The organism is Xanthomonas phaseoli pv. dieffenbachiae (assembly GCF_008639345.1).
GTDB lineage: Bacteria > Pseudomonadota > Gammaproteobacteria > Xanthomonadales > Xanthomonadaceae > Xanthomonas > Xanthomonas phaseoli.
This window is the reverse complement of the sequence record NZ_CP041380.1, coordinates 2,151,276-2,166,745: the sequence shown is the minus strand read 5'-3', so window position 1 is coordinate 2,166,745 and position 15,470 is coordinate 2,151,276. Positions and strand designations below refer to the sequence as shown.

At 64.9% G+C, this 15,470-nt stretch carries 14 protein-coding genes; all 14 read left to right on the top strand.

Going from position 1 to position 15,470, the window contains the following annotated elements; all coding sequences use genetic code 11:
- Positions 1-28 precede the first annotated feature (28 nt).
- The 14 genes from flgF to rpoN all read left to right on the top strand — a co-directional run bounded on the left by flgF (position 29) and on the right by rpoN (position 15,462).
- Positions 29-784 carry a flagellar basal-body rod protein FlgF gene (flgF, locus tag FLG15_RS09890; protein WP_019300290.1) on the top strand — a complete coding sequence of 252 codons (756 nt, stop codon included), beginning with the start codon at positions 29-31 and terminating at the stop codon, positions 782-784.
- Between the two features lie 893 nt (positions 785-1,677).
- The gene (gene flgG / locus FLG15_RS09880; RefSeq protein WP_003482961.1) at positions 1,678-2,463 is read left to right on the top strand and encodes a flagellar basal-body rod protein FlgG; all 786 of its coding nucleotides are present in this window, start codon (positions 1,678-1,680) and stop codon (positions 2,461-2,463) included.
- Between the two features lie 38 nt (positions 2,464-2,501).
- On the top strand, positions 2,502-3,194 hold the full coding sequence (gene flgH / locus FLG15_RS09875; RefSeq protein WP_017154649.1) for a flagellar basal body L-ring protein FlgH: 693 nt from the start codon (positions 2,502-2,504) through the stop codon (positions 3,192-3,194).
- A 10-nt stretch (positions 3,195-3,204) separates the two neighbouring features.
- Complete coding sequence (locus tag FLG15_RS09870; RefSeq protein WP_017154650.1) at positions 3,205-4,323, top strand: flagellar basal body P-ring protein FlgI; 1,119 nt, start codon at positions 3,205-3,207, stop codon at positions 4,321-4,323.
- A 1-nt stretch (position 4,324) separates the two neighbouring features.
- Positions 4,325-5,503, top strand: a complete 1,179-nt coding sequence (gene flgJ, locus FLG15_RS09865) for a flagellar assembly peptidoglycan hydrolase FlgJ (RefSeq protein WP_150145989.1) — start codon at positions 4,325-4,327, stop codon at positions 5,501-5,503.
- Between the two features lie 11 nt (positions 5,504-5,514).
- Positions 5,515-7,389, top strand: a complete 1,875-nt coding sequence (gene flgK / locus FLG15_RS09860; protein WP_057679119.1) for a flagellar hook-associated protein FlgK — start codon at positions 5,515-5,517, stop codon at positions 7,387-7,389.
- A complete protein-coding gene (flgL, locus tag FLG15_RS09855) occupies positions 7,389-8,594 on the top strand; it encodes a flagellar hook-associated protein FlgL (protein WP_150145986.1) in 1,206 nt (401 codons plus the stop codon). The genes flgK and flgL overlap by 1 nt, the downstream gene beginning before the upstream one ends.
- Before the next feature lie 317 nt (positions 8,595-8,911).
- Positions 8,912-10,111: a flagellin gene (locus tag FLG15_RS09850; RefSeq protein WP_007962409.1), complete on the top strand. Its 1,200-nt coding sequence runs from the start codon at positions 8,912-8,914 to the stop codon at positions 10,109-10,111.
- Positions 10,112-10,383: 272 nt separating this feature from the next.
- Positions 10,384-11,709, top strand: a complete 1,326-nt coding sequence (fliD, locus tag FLG15_RS09845) for a flagellar filament capping protein FliD (RefSeq protein WP_150145984.1) — start codon at positions 10,384-10,386, stop codon at positions 11,707-11,709.
- Between the two features lie 150 nt (positions 11,710-11,859).
- A complete protein-coding gene (fliS, locus tag FLG15_RS09840; RefSeq protein WP_014090121.1) occupies positions 11,860-12,273 on the top strand; it encodes a flagellar export chaperone FliS in 414 nt (137 codons plus the stop codon).
- A gap of 8 nt (positions 12,274-12,281) precedes the next feature.
- Complete coding sequence (locus FLG15_RS09835) at positions 12,282-12,575, top strand: hypothetical protein (protein WP_057679122.1); 294 nt, start codon at positions 12,282-12,284, stop codon at positions 12,573-12,575.
- On the top strand, positions 12,575-13,141 hold the full coding sequence (locus FLG15_RS09830) for a PilZ domain-containing protein (RefSeq protein ID WP_057679123.1): 567 nt from the start codon (positions 12,575-12,577) through the stop codon (positions 13,139-13,141). Before FLG15_RS09835 ends, FLG15_RS09830 begins: the two co-directional genes overlap by 1 nt.
- Positions 13,142-13,209: 68 nt before the next feature.
- Positions 13,210-13,842 carry a response regulator transcription factor gene (locus tag FLG15_RS09825; RefSeq protein ID WP_003482986.1) on the top strand — a complete coding sequence of 211 codons (633 nt, stop codon included), beginning with the start codon at positions 13,210-13,212 and terminating at the stop codon, positions 13,840-13,842.
- A gap of 216 nt (positions 13,843-14,058) precedes the next feature.
- A complete protein-coding gene (gene rpoN / locus FLG15_RS09820; protein WP_150145981.1) occupies positions 14,059-15,462 on the top strand; it encodes an RNA polymerase factor sigma-54 in 1,404 nt (467 codons plus the stop codon).
- Positions 15,463-15,470 lie beyond the last annotated feature (8 nt).

Genomic DNA, 15,470 nt, shown 5'->3' with positions numbered 1-15,470 from the left:
ATTCTCCATTCCCGATTCCCGGTGTCCCATGGATAAAGCCCTCTACGTCGCGATGACCGGTGCCCGTGCCTCCCTGCAGGCGCAGAGCACCGTGTCGCACAATCTTGCCAACGTCGATACGGTGGGATTCAAGGCTGCGTTGGCCAATACCGAGGCGTTCAAGATCCAGGGCAAGGGCTATCCGTCGCGGATCGATGCGCTGCATGTGGACCAGGGCTTCGATCGTAGCCAGGGCCATCAGAAGGTGACCGGCAACCCGCTGGACGTGTCGCTGCAGCAGGACCGCTGGCTGGCGGTGCAGTCGCCCGACGGCAGCGAGGCCTACACCCGCAACGGCGAATTGGCGCTCACCGCCAATGGCCAGCTGGTCACCGCCAACGGACATGCGGTGCTGGACGAAGGCGGCAACCCGATGACGATCCCGCCGCACCAGGCGATGGAGATCGGCAGCGACGGCAGTATTTCGATCATTCCGCAGGGCGAAGGCCCGCAGACCATGGCCATCGTCGGCAAGATGAAGGTGGTGGATGCGCCCGCCGACCGTTTGACGCGGCGCCCCGACGGACTGATGCGCAACACCAGCACCGACCCGGCACAGGCATTTGCGGTGGCCACCGGCAAGACCATCAACAGCGGCATGCTGGAAGGCAGCAACGTGGACGCAGCCGGCGCGCTGGTGGAAATGATCCAGCTGCAACGGCAGTTCGAAATGCAGGTCAAGATCATCAAGAATGGCGACGACAACGCGCAATCGGCCAATTCGCTGCTGCGGGTGAGTGGCTAAACGCGGCGCAGGCCGCCGGCCAACTCGCCAATTTTTTGCTAACGCCGCCGCCAACCGTAAGGCGTGGTTGGCGCCCGCATTGGGCATACCGAAAAATCCGGGGCTTCATTACAGAGTGACTGGTCTGCGGCATGGCTGCAGAGCGGCTAGTCCGTGACCTGGCTGGAGGGCCCTTGCCCGCTCACCCTCCCGGGACACGCCGTGAATCCGTCCATGGAGGCTCTTACGCGGCATCCATGCCGCGTAAGGTCCCGGGAGGGTGAGCGGGCAAGGACCAGTGAAGATGGTCGGTGTCTTTGCGAAAGCAGTGCTCGACGTGCTGGTTGACCGCCACTCGCTTATCCCTTCATCGCGCCTATCGCATGTCCAATGCCCAAGCAAGCAATCCTGAGCAGCAAACTGCCCGATGCATGCGATGACTTGCTTCCGGTTGACCACCAGCCAACTGTCTGGCGCGGTGCCCTCACCGATTGCGGGACCCTTGGCGGCATGGATGCCGCCAAGGAGCCCCCATGGACGGGTTCACGGCGTGTCCCGCGAGCGGTGAGGGCACCGCGCCCTCGACCGACTCAGCTTCTGCCCTGGATTCTGACGCCGACACGTGGCCAACGAGCCTGCAACGCCTGCAACGCCTGCAATCAAACGAGTTCGCGCCAAGTGATCAGCTGCACTAACCGGCAACCGACCACGAGGTGATCAGCCACGCAAACGCAACCGCCGGCGGCTTGGCGACTTGCCTGCCGCCGCCCCTCCTGCCCTGAGTAGGTCGTCGCGCACCCAGGCGGCGTGATACGGCGCACACCCGGCAGAAATCCGACACCGCTTTGGCACGCCACGTGCATATACCCACCCGTACCCGGAACACATCCCCGGGTCTAACGAGGAATCGGGTCATGAATCAGGCTTTGTGGGTCGCCAAAACCGGACTGGATGCGCAGCAGACGCGCATGTCGGTCATTTCCAACAACCTGGCCAATACCAATACCACCGGCTTCAAGCGCGATCGTGCCGCGTTCGAAGACCTGTTGTACCAACAGGTGCGTGCGCCCGGCGGCTCGACCTCCGCGCAGACGCAGCTGCCGACCGGCCTGCAACTGGGGACCGGCGTGCGCGTGGTGTCCACCTTCAAGGGTTTCGACCAGGGCAGCCAGCAGCAGACCGGCCGCGCGCTGGACGTGATGGTCAACGGCCGCGGTTTCTTCGAAGTGCAGATGCCCGACGGTACCTCCGCCTACACCCGCGACGGCACCTTCCAGATCAACGCGCAGGGCGAACTGGTCACCAACAGCGGCTACCCGCTGCAGCCGGGCATCCAGGTGCCGGAAGGCGCGCAGTCGCTGACCATCGGCAACGACGGCACCATCAGCGTGACGCTGGCCGGCCAGGCCGCCGCGCAGGAAATCGGCGCACTGACGCTGACCGACTTCATCAACCCCTCGGGCCTGCAGGCCAAGGGTGAAAACCTGTTCGTGGAAACCACCGCTTCGGGCCCCGCGCAAAACGGCACGCCTGGCCTCAATGGCCTTGGCACCACCGTGCAGGGCGCGCTGGAAGGCAGCAACGTCAATACGGTGGAAGAGCTGGTGAGCATGATCGAGACGCAGCGCGCCTACGAAATGAATGCCAAGGCGATCTCCACCACCGACTCGATGCTCGGTTACTTGAACAACAACGTCTGATCGGCTCGCCGCTCCTCGCCCTCTCAGGAATCAACGCCATGTCACGCCTGCCTTCTCTCTCCCGCCTGTGCCTCGCCATCGCCTGCAGCGCGCTGCTGGGTGGCTGCGTGGCCGCCGGCGATGTCCGTCCGTTCGCCGAAATGGCACCGATCGTGCCGGTGGTGGCACCGGTGGCGCAGCCGACGGCCGGTGCGATCTACGCCGCCGGCCCCAGCCTGAATCTGTACGGCGATCGCCGTGCCCGCGATGTCGGCGATCTGCTGACGGTCAACCTGGTCGAAAGCACCACCGCTTCGTCCACCGCCAACACCAGCATCAGCAAGAAGGACGCCACCACCATGGCCGCGCCAACCCTGCTGGGCGCGCCGCTCACCGTCGGTGGCTTGAACGTGCTTGAGAACAGCACCAGCGGCGACCGCAGCTTTGCCGGCAAGGGCAATACCGCGCAGAGCAACCGCATGCAGGGCAGCGTCACCGTCACCGTGATGCAACGCCTGCCCAACGGCAACCTGGTGATCCAGGGGCAGAAGCAGCTCCGCCTGACCCAGGGCGACGAATTGGTGCAGGTGCAAGGCATCGTGCGCGCGGCCGACATCGCCCCGGACAACACCGTGCCCTCCAGCAAGGTGGCCGATGCCCGCATCGCCTACGGCGGCCGCGGTGCGATTGCACAGTCCAATGCGATGGGCTGGCTGAGCCGCTTCTTCAATTCCCGTCTGTCGCCCTACTGAGCCTGCGACCATGAACCTGTCTTCCCTGCCCTTCCGTCTGCTGGCTGCCGCCGTCGCGCTGTGCGCGCTGGCCGCACCGGCCAGCGCCGAGCGCATCAAGGATCTTGCCCAGGTCGGCGGCGTGCGCGGCAACGCGCTGGTCGGCTACGGCCTGGTGGTTGGCCTGGACGGCAGCGGCGACCGCACCAGCCAGGCGCCCTTCACTGTGCAGAGCCTGAAAAACCTACTTGGCGAACTGGGCGTCAATGTTCCGGCGAACGTCAACCCGCAGCTGAAAAACGTCGCGGCGGTGGCCATCCACGCCGAATTGCCGCCGTTCGCCAAGCCCGGCCAGCCGATCGACATCACCGTCTCCTCGATCGCCAACGCCGTGTCGTTGCGCGGCGGCTCGCTGCTGATGGCACCGCTGAAAGGCGCCGATGGCCAGGTCTATGCGATGGCCCAGGGCAACCTGGTGGTCGGCGGCTTCGGTGCGCAAGGCAAGGACGGCTCGCGCGTTTCGGTCAATGTACCCAGCGTCGGGCGCATTCCCAATGGCGCCACCGTCGAACGTGCGTTGCCGGACGTGTTCGCCGGCACCGGCGAGATCACCCTGAACCTGCACCAGAACGATTTCACCACCGTCTCGCGCATGGTCGCGGCCATCGACAGCAGCTTCGGCGCCGGCACCGCACGTGCGGTCGACGGCGTGACCGTGGCAGTACGCTCGCCGACCGACCCGGGTGCGCGGATCGGCCTGTTGTCGCGACTGGAAAACGTCGAACTTTCCCCTGGCGATGCGCCGGCCAAGGTGGTGGTCAATGCACGTACCGGCACCGTGGTCATCGGCCAGCTGGTGCGGGTAATGCCGGCCGCCATCGCGCATGGCTCGCTCACCGTGACCATCAGCGAAAACACCAACGTCAGCCAGCCGGGCGCCTTCAGTGGCGGCCGCACCGCGGTGACCCAGCAGTCGACGATCACGGCCACCTCCGAAGGCAGCCGCATGTTCAAGTTCGAAGGCGGCACCACGCTCGACCAGATCGTACGTGCGGTCAACGAAGTGGGCGCCGCCCCCGGCGACCTGGTGGCCATCCTGGAAGCGCTCAAGCAAGCCGGTGCGCTCACGGCGGAGCTAGAGGTGATCTGACATGCGTATCGCAGCCTCGCCCATTGATCTCAACCCGAGCACCAAGGCCGATCCGGCAAAGATCGACAAGGTCTCCCGTCAGCTCGAAGGTCAGTTCGCGCAGATGCTGGTCAAGAGCATGCGCGATGCGAGCGGCGGCGACCCGATTTTTCCGGGCCAAAACCAGATGTTCCGCGAGATGTACGACCAGCAGATGGCCAAGGCGTTGACCGACGGCAAGGGCCTGGGCCTGTCGGCGATGATCTCCAAGCAGCTGAGCGGCGACACCGGCGGCCCGGCGCTGAATACCTCGTTGAACACCGCCGAAGCGGCCAAGGCGTACGCCCTGGTTGCCGGCAAGCGCGACGCCTCGTTGCCGCTGCCCGCCCGCGACGGCGCGGCCACCGGCGTCACGACCAGCAGCGTGGCCAAGGCGGCCCTGGGTGCAGGCAACTTGAGCGGCATCGGCATGAGCCAGGTGCTGGATCTGATCGCCGGACGTACCGGCGCTGGCGAATCCGGCAGCGACGATGCTTCAGCGCTGAGCTGGCCGTCGGCCAACGATCGCTGGGCCGATGTGGCCGCCAGCGATGCCGCCGATGCCAATGCTGCGGTCAATGCAAGTGCCGCCAGCAGCGCCGCTGCCAGCCTGGGCGAGCGCACCCCGGAAGGCTTTGTCGCCAAGATCTGGACGCATGCGCAAAAAGCCGCGCGCGAACTGGGCGTGGACCCGCGCGCGCTGGTGGCCCAGGCCGCCTTGGAAACCGGTTGGGGCCGTCGCGGCATCGGCAACGGTGGCGACTCCAACAACCTGTTCGGCATCAAGGCCACCGGCTGGAGCGGCGACAAGGTCACCACCGGCACCCACGAATACGTCAACGGCGTCAAAACCACCGAAACCGCCGATTTCCGCGCCTATGGCTCGGCCGAGGAGAGCTTTGCCGACTACGTGCGGCTGCTGAAGAACAACAGCCGTTACCAGACCGCGCTGCAGGCCGGCACCGATATCAAGGGTTTTGCACGCGGCTTGCAACAAGCAGGCTACGCCACCGATCCGGGCTATGCGGCCAAGATCGCGGCGATCGCCAACGGCCCGACCATCGACCGTGCGGTGGCCGCCATCGGCAACGCGGCGGCCGATCTGTCCAACCGCTATGCCAGTACCGCCGAGCCGGCCGGGCTCGGCACCATTCGTCGCTGAGGTAAACGCTCATGTCCATCATGTCCACCGGGACCAGCGCGCTCATCGCCTTCCAACGGGCGTTGTCGACCGTTAGCCATAACGTCGCCAACATCAATACCGAAGGCTATAGCCGCCAACGTGTGGAATTTGCAACGCGCACGCCCACCGACATGGGCTACGCGTTCGTGGGCAATGGCGCCAAGATCACCGATGTGGGCCGGGTCGCCGATCAGCTGGCCATCTCGCGCCTGCTAGACAGCGGCGGCGAACTGTCGCGCCTGCAGCAGCTGTCCTCGCTGTCCAACCGCGTCGACGCGCTGTACTCCAATACCGCCACCAACGTGGCCGGGCTGTGGTCGAATTTCTTCGATTCCACCAGTGCAGTGTCGTCCAACGCCTCTTCCACCGCCGAGCGCCAGAGCATGCTCGACAGCGGCAATTCGCTGGCGACGCGCTTCAAGCAGCTCAACGGGCAGATGGACAGCCTGAGCAACGAAGTCAACAGCGGGCTGACCTCCTCGGTGGACGAAGTCAACCGCTTGACGCAACAGATCGCCAAGCTCAACGGCACCATCGGCAGCAGTGCCCAGGCGGCAGCGCCGGACATGCTGGACCAGCGCGACGCGCTGGTGAGCAAGCTGGTCGGTTTTACCGGCGGTACTGCGGTGATCCAGGACGGCGGCTTCATGAACGTTTTCACCGCCGGCGGCCAGCCGCTTGTGGTCGGTACCACCTCTTCCAAACTCGTCACCGCTGCCGACCCGTATGAGCCGACCAAGCTGCAGGTGGCGATGCAGACCCAAGGCCAGAACGTCAGCCTCAGCGCAAGTTCGCTGGGCGGGCAGATCGGCGGTCTGCTGGAATTCCGCAGCAGCGTGCTCGAGCCGACCCAGGCCGAACTCGGCCGCCTGGCCGTGGGCATGGCCAGCACCTTCAATGCCGGCCATAGCCAGGGGATGGACTTGTATGGCGCGATGGGCGGGAACTTCTTCAATATCGGTTCGCCCGCCGTTGCCGCCAATCCGAGCAATACCGGCAGCGCATCGCTGAGCGCCAGTTTCAGCAACGTCAGTGCCGTCGACGGCCAGAACGTCACGCTCAGCTTCGACGGCACCAACTGGAAGGCCATCAACGCCAGTACCGGCTCTGCCGTGCCGATGACCGGTACCGGCACCGCCGCCGACCCGCTGGTGCTCAATGGCGTCAGCATGGTGGTGGGCGGCACGCCAGCCAGCGGCGACAAGTTCCTGCTGCAGCCCACCGCCGGGCTGGCTGGCAGCTTGTCGGTGGCCATTACCGATCCTTCGCGGATTGCCGCCGCCACCCCGGTCAAGGCCACTGCCACGGTCGCCAACCTGGGCACCGGCAAGATCAGCGACGTCAAGGTCACCAATGCGCAGAACCCTGCGCTGCTGACCCCCTCCTCGATCGAGTTCATCGACGCCAACCAGTACACCATCGATGGCGCCGGCCCGTTCGCCTACACCGCCGGCCAGACCATCAGCGCCAACGGCTGGAGCTTCGCGCTGGACGGCGCACCCAAGGCCGGCGACACCTTCGGCGTCGGCCCGATGGGCGCCGGCTCCAGCGACAACGGCAATGCCAAATTGCTGGCCAACATCGACGATGCCAAGGCGCTCAGCGGTGGCACGGTCACCCTCAACGGCGCGCTCTCCGGCCTGACCACCTCGGTGGGTTCGGCCGCGCGTGCGGCCAGCTATTCGGCCGATGCGCAGAAGGTCATCAACGACCAGGCGCAGGCCAGCCGCGATTCGATTTCCGGCGTCAACCTCGATGAGGAAGCCGCCAACATGTTGAAACTGCAGCAGGCCTACCAGGCCGCTGCACAGATGATCTCGACCGCCGACACCATCTTCCAAGCCATCCTGGGTGCCGTACGCTGATGACCGACCGTATCTCCACCAGCATGATGTACAGCCAGTCGGTCGCCTCGATGGGCGCCAAGCAATCGCGGCTGAACCAGTTCGAATCGCAGCTCTCCAGTGGGCAGCGCCTGGTCACCGCCAAGGACGACCCGGTGGCTGCAGGCACGGCGGTCGGTCTGGACCGCGCCCTGGCGGCGATCACGCGCTTCGGCGAAAACGCCAACAACGTGCAGAACCGGCTCGGGCTGCAGGAAAACGCGCTCTCGCAAGCCGGCGACAAAATGGCGCGCGTCACCGAATTGGCGGTGCAGGCCAGCAATTCTTCGCTCAGCCCCGATGACCGTAAGGCGATCGCCTCGGAACTGACAGCGCTGCGCGAGAGCATGGTGAGCCTGGCCAACAGTACCGACGGCACCGGGCGCTACCTGTTCGGCGGCACCGCCGATGGCAGTGCGCCCTTCATCAAGAGTAATGGCAGCGTCACCTACAACGGCGACCAGACCCAGAAGCAGGTCGAAGTGGCGCCGGACACCTTCGTCAGCGACACCCTGCCCGGCAGCGAAATCTTCATGCGCATCCGCACCGGCGACGGCACCGTGGATGCGCACGCCAATGCCGGCAACACCGGGACCGGCTTGCTGCTGGATTTCAGCCGCGATGCCAGCACCGGCAGCTGGAACGGTGGAAGTTACAGCGTGCAGTTCACCGCCGCCGACACCTATGAAGTGCGCGACAGCACCAATACGGTGGTCGGCACCGGCACCTACAAGGAGGGCGAAGACATCAACGCCGCCGGCGTGCGCATGCGCATCAGCGGCGCCCCGGCGGTGGGCGACAGTTTCCAGATTGGCGCCTCCGGCACCAAGGACGTGTTCTCCACCATCGACGACCTGGTCGGCGCGCTCAATTCCGACACGCTGACCGCGCCGCAGAAGGCAGCGATGATCAACACGCTGCAGACGTCGATGCGCGACATCACCCAGGCGTCCTCGAAGATGATCGATGCGCGCGCCTCCGGTGGCGCGCAGTTGTCGGCCATCGACAATGCCAACGCGTTGCTCGAATCCAACGAAGTCACGCTCAAGACCAGCCTGTCGTCGATCCGCGACCTGGACTACGCCTCGGCGATTGGGCAGTACCAACTCGAGAAGGCCTCATTGCAGGCCGCTCAAACGATTTTTCAGCAGATGCAGTCGTCGTCGTTGTTCAACATCATCCGCTGATTTTGCCGCAGAAAACCGGGGTTTCTTCGCTCCTGCACGTGAGCACTTGCGCAGGCGGACGGAGTTTATTTTTCGAAGAGTTATACCAACGCTAAAGATTGACGGGGTGCTGCCGAATAAACCAAACCCCTTGATACACAACGCTTACGTATTTCGTCCCGACGCAGAAAGACAGTAAAAAATACTGAATTTCGCTAAAGGTTCCCGACGCAACGCCGTTATTCATCTCAGCAGCGGCAACGGCCAACTTGATGGCCCCCCTGCGGAGGCTCCAGGCAAGTCCCCCTTGCCGGAAAAATCGCTTAGGAGAAATCAAAATGGCACAGGTAATCAACACCAACGTAATGTCGCTGAACGCTCAGCGGAACCTCAACACCAGCAGCGCCAGCATGTCGACGAGCATCCAGCGTCTGTCGTCTGGTCTGCGCATCAACAGCGCCAAGGACGACGCCGCAGGTCTGGCGATCTCCGAGCGTTTCACCACGCAGATCCGCGGCCTGGACGTTGCCTCGCGCAACGCCAACGACGGCATCTCGCTGGCCCAGACCGCCGAAGGCGCGATGGTGGAAATCGGCAGCAACCTGCAGCGTATCCGCGAGCTGTCGGTGCAGTCGTCCAACGCCACCAACTCCTCGACCGACCGTGACGCGCTGAACTCGGAAGTCAAGCAGCTGACCGCGGAAATCGACCGCGTTGCCAACCAGACCAACTTCAACGGCACCAAGCTGCTGGACGGCTCGTTCTCCGGCGCGCTGTTCCAGGTCGGCGCCGACGCCGGCCAGACCATCGGCATCAACAGCATCGTCGACGCCAACGTCGATTCGCTGGGCAAGGCCAACTTCGCTGCCGCCGTCTCCGGCGCTGGCGTCACCGGCACCGCCACCGCTTCTGGTTCGGTCAGTGGCATCAGCCTGTCGTTCAATGACGCCAGCGGCTCGGCCAAGAGCGTCACCATCGCCGACGTCAAGATCGCTGCCGGCGACACCGCTGCCGATGTCAACAAGAAGGTTGCCTCGGCAATCAACGACAAGCTCGACCAGACCGGCATGTATGCCTCGATCAAGAGCGACGGTTCGCTGCAGATCGAATCGCTGAAGGCTGGCCAGGACTTCACCTCGCTGTCGGCTGGCACCTCCAGCGCCGCTGGCATCACCGTCGGCGCCGGCATCACCACCGCATCGGCCGCTTCCGGCTCCACCGCTTCGACCCTGAGCAGCCTGGATATCTCCACGTTCTCCGGCTCGCAGAAGGCCCTGGAAATCGTCGACAAGGCGCTGACCGCGGTCAACTCCTCGCGCGCCGACATGGGTGCGGTGCAGAACCGCTTCACCTCCACCATCGCCAACCTGAGCGCAACCTCGGAAAACCTGTCGGCCTCGCGTAGCCGTATCCGCGACACCGACTATGCCAAGGAAACCGCCGAACTGACCCGCACGCAGATCCTGCAGCAGGCCGGTACCGCGATGCTGGCCCAGGCCAAGTCGGTTCCGCAGAACGTGCTGAGCCTGCTGCAGTAACTGGCAGCTAGCTGCCGCCGTAACGCGGCAGCGCTCCGCAGCAAACCCAAAGCCCCTCTTCGGAGGGGCTTTTTTGTGGCCGCAGCCCCGGCTACGCCAGCCTTGGACGGATTGTTGGCGCGCGCCGCCGATTCGGCAGGCACGGAATTTGCATCGATAGCCATCGTGCACGTACCCCATCGCTGCCGCTAAAGTCCTCGCGGATGCGGCCGATACCCGTCACGTAATCCCATGCGTCCGTGTGTTTCGGACGCCCAGACGAGGAATGCAACATGGCATCGGTGATCAGCACTTCTGGCTCCGGATTGGACATCCCCACCGTGGTGTCCACCCTGGTGTCCCGGCAGAAAGACCCCGAGCAGGCGCGCATCAACAAGGCCGGCACCGCCGCGACCACGCAGTTGTCGGCGATCAGCCAGATCAAGAGCAGCATGACCACGCTCAAGTCTGCGCTGGACAAGGTGATCAGCAGTGCCGACACAAACGCCTACAAGGCCACGGTGCCAACCGATGCCGGCTTCACCGCCACCACCACCAGCTCGGCGGCGCCGGGCAACTATTCGGTGGAAGTGGTCTCGCTGGCGACCTCGCAGAAACTGGCCTCCGGTGCGTTCGCTGCCGACGCCACGGTGGGCAGCGGCACGCTGACGATCGGCTATGGCGATCAGAGCGTCACCGTGGACATCAGCGGCACCGACAAGCTCACCGACATCGCCGCGGCCATCAACAAGGCTGCCGGCGGCAAGGGCGTGACTGCCAGCGTGGTCACCGCCAACGATGGCCAGCACCTGGTCTTCAATGCGGTCGATTCCGGCACCAAGGGCGCACTGACCATCAGCGCCAGCGACCCCAGCCTGAGCAGCCTGACCTACGGCCCCGGCGTCACCGGCGGGCTGAACCAGACCGTCGCCGCCGCCGACGCGTTGGTCCGCGTGGACGGTTTCGAGCGCACGTCCAGCTCCAACACCGTCAGCGACATCGTGCCCGGCGTGGTGCTTACGCTGACCAAGGCCGCTGAAGGCACCAAGTTCAATCTGGGCGTGACAGCCGACACCAGCGGCCTCAAGGGCAACCTCACCGCGTTCGCCGCGGCCTACAACACCGCCAACACGCTGCTGGCCAAGAGCAGCAGCTACGACGCCACCACCAAGACCGCTTCGGCGCTGACCGGCGATTCGCTGGTGCGCAATCTGCAGCAGCAGCTGCGCGGCCAGGTCAGCGGCAACGTCAACGAACTCAAGGCCCTGGGCCTGACCATCGACAAGGATGGCGTGATGAGTTTCGACGGCGCCAAGTTCGACACCGCGATCGCCTCGGACGGTGGCGCCGCGGCCGAGGTGTTCGGCAAGGACAGCAAGTTCAGCGGCACGCTGAGCAAAATTCTCGACAGCAACGTCAATGTCACCAACGGCACGCTGACCCTGCGCTCGGACAGCTTGAACAAGACCATCAAGGGCTATGAGTCGGAGCTGGACGATCTCGATGCGCGCATGGAAAAACTCAGCGACCGCTACACCGCGCAATTCACCGCAATGGAAACCATGATCACCCGGTTGCAGAGCAGCACCAGCTCGCTCAGCAGCCTGCTGACAAGCTGATTTCCGTGATGACGATCCTCAAGTCCTGTCAGGGTATTGCCGATACAAGTAAGGCCTATCGTGATTTCGGCCTTGCCTTCCGGCAGGAGCGTCGTCGCAGGAGCGCAGCGCTCCGGGACCAGCGAAGGTCAGCCCATTGAGGAGTCATCCATGTACGGTTCCAATCGTCAGTATGCCGAGCAATATCGCAAGGTCGGCGTGTCCACCAGCGTGACCGAAGCCGATCCGCACAAGCTGGTCTCGTTGCTGTTTGCCGGCGCTTGCCAGCGCATTCGTCTGGCCCAGGCCTGCTTGGCGCAGGGCGACCAGGCGCGCAAGGGCAAGGCCATTGGCGAGGCGTGCGCGATCGTCGGTCACTTGAACGGCTCGCTCGATCACGAAGCCGGTGGCGAGATCGCTGGTAATCTCTCGGCCCTGTACGACTACGTGATGCAGCGGCTGACCGCAGCCAACCTGCACAACGACGAGACCGCGTTGACCGAAGCGCTGGGGTTGCTCAGCGAAATCGACTCGGCGTGGAACTCCATCCCCCTCGAACAACGCGGCCTTTCCGCCGTTTCGTGAGTCCTGCCATGCATAGCGTGCAAAGCCTTCAAGCAGAAATCGCCGACCTTCGCCTGGCCATGGCGCAAGAGGAATTCGAGGCGATGCCGCAAATGCTGGACACCCACGACCTGCACCTGCGCGAATACGCGCAGCAGGTGGACATCCAGCAGGACCGCGACGCGCTGCAGGCCTTGCTGGGCATGCACCAGGACCTGATGCGGATGATGCGCGAGCGGCAGCGCAAGCTGCTGGAGCTGATCCGCGCACAACGCACCTCATCGTCGGCCAGCCGCGCCTACGCGCGGGTCGGACGCATCTGATGAGCGCGATCGGCACACTCGCACCATCGGCCGATGCCGAGCTGTTTGCCGATACGCTCAGTTGCCAATTGCAGTTGCCGGCCGGCTTCCGGGCCGGAAGCGATGCCGGCGCACACAGCGCCGCAGAAACCCTGTTGCGCAGTCTCGGCCAGGTCGAAGACCTGCGTAGCGAAGAAACCAGCGAAGATCGCGGCGAACTGCCGCTGCTGGTGCAGCGCATGGACGCCAAACTGGATTTGATGCTGGCGCTGATCGGCCGCCTGGTGCGCCACGGCGACAGCGGCCTGAGCCAGGGATTGGTGCACTGGTCGGTGCGTGGGATCCGGCTGAGTTGCGCAACCAGCCACCCGCCAGGCACGGCCGGCAGCGTTTGCCTACAGCCGTCCGACTGGCTTCCTGAACTTGTACAGCTTCCCGCCACCGTGCTGGCGAACGCGAGCGATGGCCATGATGTCTGGCTATGGCTGCGCTTTGCCCCGCTCGCCCCGGGCCTGCAGGACGCCCTGGAACGCCACCTGTTTCGCTTGCATCGCCGTCAGATCGCCGACGCCCGCCGCCAGCGTTGATCCAATAGTTGGCGCCGGGCGCCGGGTCAGCTAAGGTGCCCTTTACTGAAAAAGGTCTCTTCTGCGCCGTGCGAGTCATCATCGTCGACGATCACACCCTTGTCCGTGCCGGCCTGTCCAGGCTGCTGCAAACCTTCGCTGGCATCGATGTCGTGGGCGAAGCCAGCAATGCGCAACAAGCCCTGGACATGACGTCCCTGCACCGACCCGACCTGGTGCTGATGGACCTGTCCTTGCCCGGTCGCAGCGGCCTGGATGCCATGACCGACGTGCTGCGCGCCGCGCCGCGCACGCACGTGGTGATGATGTCGATGCACGACGACCCGGTGCATGTGCGCGATGCGCTCGATCGCGGCGCGGTTGGCTTCGTGGTCAAGGATGCCGCGCCGTTGGAGCTGGAATTGGCGTTGCGTGCTGCCGCCGCCGGCCAGGTGTTCCTGAGCCCGCAGATCTCGTCCAAAATGATTGCGCCGATGCTGGGCCGCGAAAAGCCGGTCGGCATTGCTGCGCTGTCGCCGCGTCAGCGCGAGATCCTGCGCGAAATCGGCCGCGGCCAGAGCAACAAGGAAATCGCCGCCGATTTGGGCATCAGCGTCAAGACCGTGGAAACCCATCGCGCCCGCATGATGGAATCGCTCGGCTGCCGTCGCGCCAACGATCTGGTGCTGCTGGCCGCCAAGCATCACAACGAGTTGGTCTGACCCGCCAGCCGGGCACGCGTGGGCCAGCGAGGGTTAAAACAGTGACGGAATTCCGGCGGGCACGCTTGAGCCTGCCTGCAACGTCAGGAGGCTCCCGACAAACTGTCGGGAAAATCATGAGTCGCCTCACCTGACTCCCTGATTAGAAACCCGTCGCGTTGTCCTGCAAGATGCATTCCATCGCTGCTGCGTGCAGCGCCCATCGGAAGCGCTTCCATGAAGACGACCATTTCCGCCCAGCTTGGCCAGCAACTGCACCTCACCCCGCAGTTGCTGCAGTCGATCCGTCTGTTGCAACTGGACGGCATGCAATTGGAACTGGAAGTCCGTCGTGCCCTGGAAACCAATCCGTTGCTGGAGTTGGAAGAGCTGGCCGATAACGGGGACGAGGCCGCCACCAACAACGATGGCGCCAGCGATATCGCCGCGTTCGACGAGCTACCGGAAAGCACGATGTGGGACGTGCAGGGCGGCAGTTGGAACGACGGCGACGACGATCGCATGCAGCGCGTGGCCGCCGGCGAGTCGACCGACCCGCATGTGCGCATCCTGCGCGAGCTGGCGCTGGACCTGGACGAGGCGGCATTGGGGGCCGCTGCGTTCTGGCTGGAACAGACCGACGACGCCGGTTATCTGACCGAAGCGCTGTCGACGCTGCAACAGCTGGGCGCCACCCGTCTGGGCATGACCGTGCAGGCGGTCGAAGCGATCCGGCAGCGGTTGCTGCACGGCGACCCGGCCGGTCTGGCCGCCTGCGATCTGCGCGAGTGCCTGCAGGCCCAGTTGAGCGCCCTGCCCGGCCGCGTGCCGGCACGCCACCTGGCTGCGCGCATCCTCGACGGCGATCTGGAGCTGCTGGCCGCGCACGACTACACGCTGCTGGCGCGCGCGCACGATGCCGAAGTGGACGATGTCCGTGAAGCGGTGCGGCTGATCCTGTCGCTGCAACCGCGCCCGGGCGACGACCTGCTGCAGGAAAGCAATGCCAGCGTGATCCCGGATGTGCTCGCCTGGCATGCCGACGACAGCTGGCGCGTCGCACTCAACCCGGCCACCACCCATCGCGTCAGCATCAACCCGGTGCACGAACGCGCACTGGCCGACGCCGGCGAGGCCGCGCAGCCGCTGCGCGACATGCTGCAGGAAGCGCGCTGGCTGACCCGCGGCCTGTCGATGCGCTATGAGACTCTGCTGCGCGCCACGCGCGCCATCGTCGAACGCCAGGCCGCCTTCCTGGCGCGTGGCGAAGAAGCGATGGCACCGCTGACGCTGAAGGAAATCGCCGACGAGATCGGCATGCACGAATCGACCATTTCGCGCATCACCACCGGCAAATACATCCAGACCCCGCGCGGCACCTTCGAGCTCAAGCACTTCTTCGCCGTGCGGCTGGAAGGCGCCAGCGTCTCCGGCCAGGCCGTCAAGGCGATGGTGCGCCGCTTGATCGAAAGCGAGCCGGCCGGCCGGCCGCTGGCCGACGAGGCGATTGCCGGATTGCTGTCGCGGCAAGGCGTTAACATTGCGCGCCGCACCGTGGCCAAGTACCGCGAACAACTTGATATCGCACCGGCACGCGAGCGCCGCCGCACCACTAAACCGCTGCTTGCCCGGGCAGGATAAGGACTACT

Excerpts from the sequence above, each read along its gene's own strand:
- flgF (WP_019300290.1), top strand. The coding sequence starts at position 29 with ATGGATAAAGCCCTCTACGTCGCGATGACCGGTGCCCGTGCCTCCCTG.
- flgG (WP_003482961.1), top strand. The coding sequence starts at position 1,678 with ATGAATCAGGCTTTGTGGGTCGCCAAAACCGGACTGGATGCGCAGCAG.
- flgH (WP_017154649.1), top strand. The coding sequence starts at position 2,502 with ATGTCACGCCTGCCTTCTCTCTCCCGCCTGTGCCTCGCCATCGCCTGC.
- FLG15_RS09870 (WP_017154650.1), top strand. The coding sequence starts at position 3,205 with ATGAACCTGTCTTCCCTGCCCTTCCGTCTGCTGGCTGCCGCCGTCGCG.
- flgJ (WP_150145989.1), top strand. The coding sequence starts at position 4,325 with ATGCGTATCGCAGCCTCGCCCATTGATCTCAACCCGAGCACCAAGGCC.
- flgK (WP_057679119.1), top strand. The coding sequence starts at position 5,515 with ATGTCCATCATGTCCACCGGGACCAGCGCGCTCATCGCCTTCCAACGG.
- flgL (WP_150145986.1), top strand. The coding sequence starts at position 7,389 with ATGACCGACCGTATCTCCACCAGCATGATGTACAGCCAGTCGGTCGCC.
- FLG15_RS09850 (WP_007962409.1), top strand. The coding sequence starts at position 8,912 with ATGGCACAGGTAATCAACACCAACGTAATGTCGCTGAACGCTCAGCGG.
- fliD (WP_150145984.1), top strand. The coding sequence starts at position 10,384 with ATGGCATCGGTGATCAGCACTTCTGGCTCCGGATTGGACATCCCCACC.
- fliS (WP_014090121.1), top strand. The coding sequence starts at position 11,860 with ATGTACGGTTCCAATCGTCAGTATGCCGAGCAATATCGCAAGGTCGGC.
- FLG15_RS09835 (WP_057679122.1), top strand. The coding sequence starts at position 12,282 with ATGCATAGCGTGCAAAGCCTTCAAGCAGAAATCGCCGACCTTCGCCTG.
- FLG15_RS09830 (WP_057679123.1), top strand. The coding sequence starts at position 12,575 with ATGAGCGCGATCGGCACACTCGCACCATCGGCCGATGCCGAGCTGTTT.
- rpoN (WP_150145981.1), top strand. The coding sequence starts at position 14,059 with ATGAAGACGACCATTTCCGCCCAGCTTGGCCAGCAACTGCACCTCACC.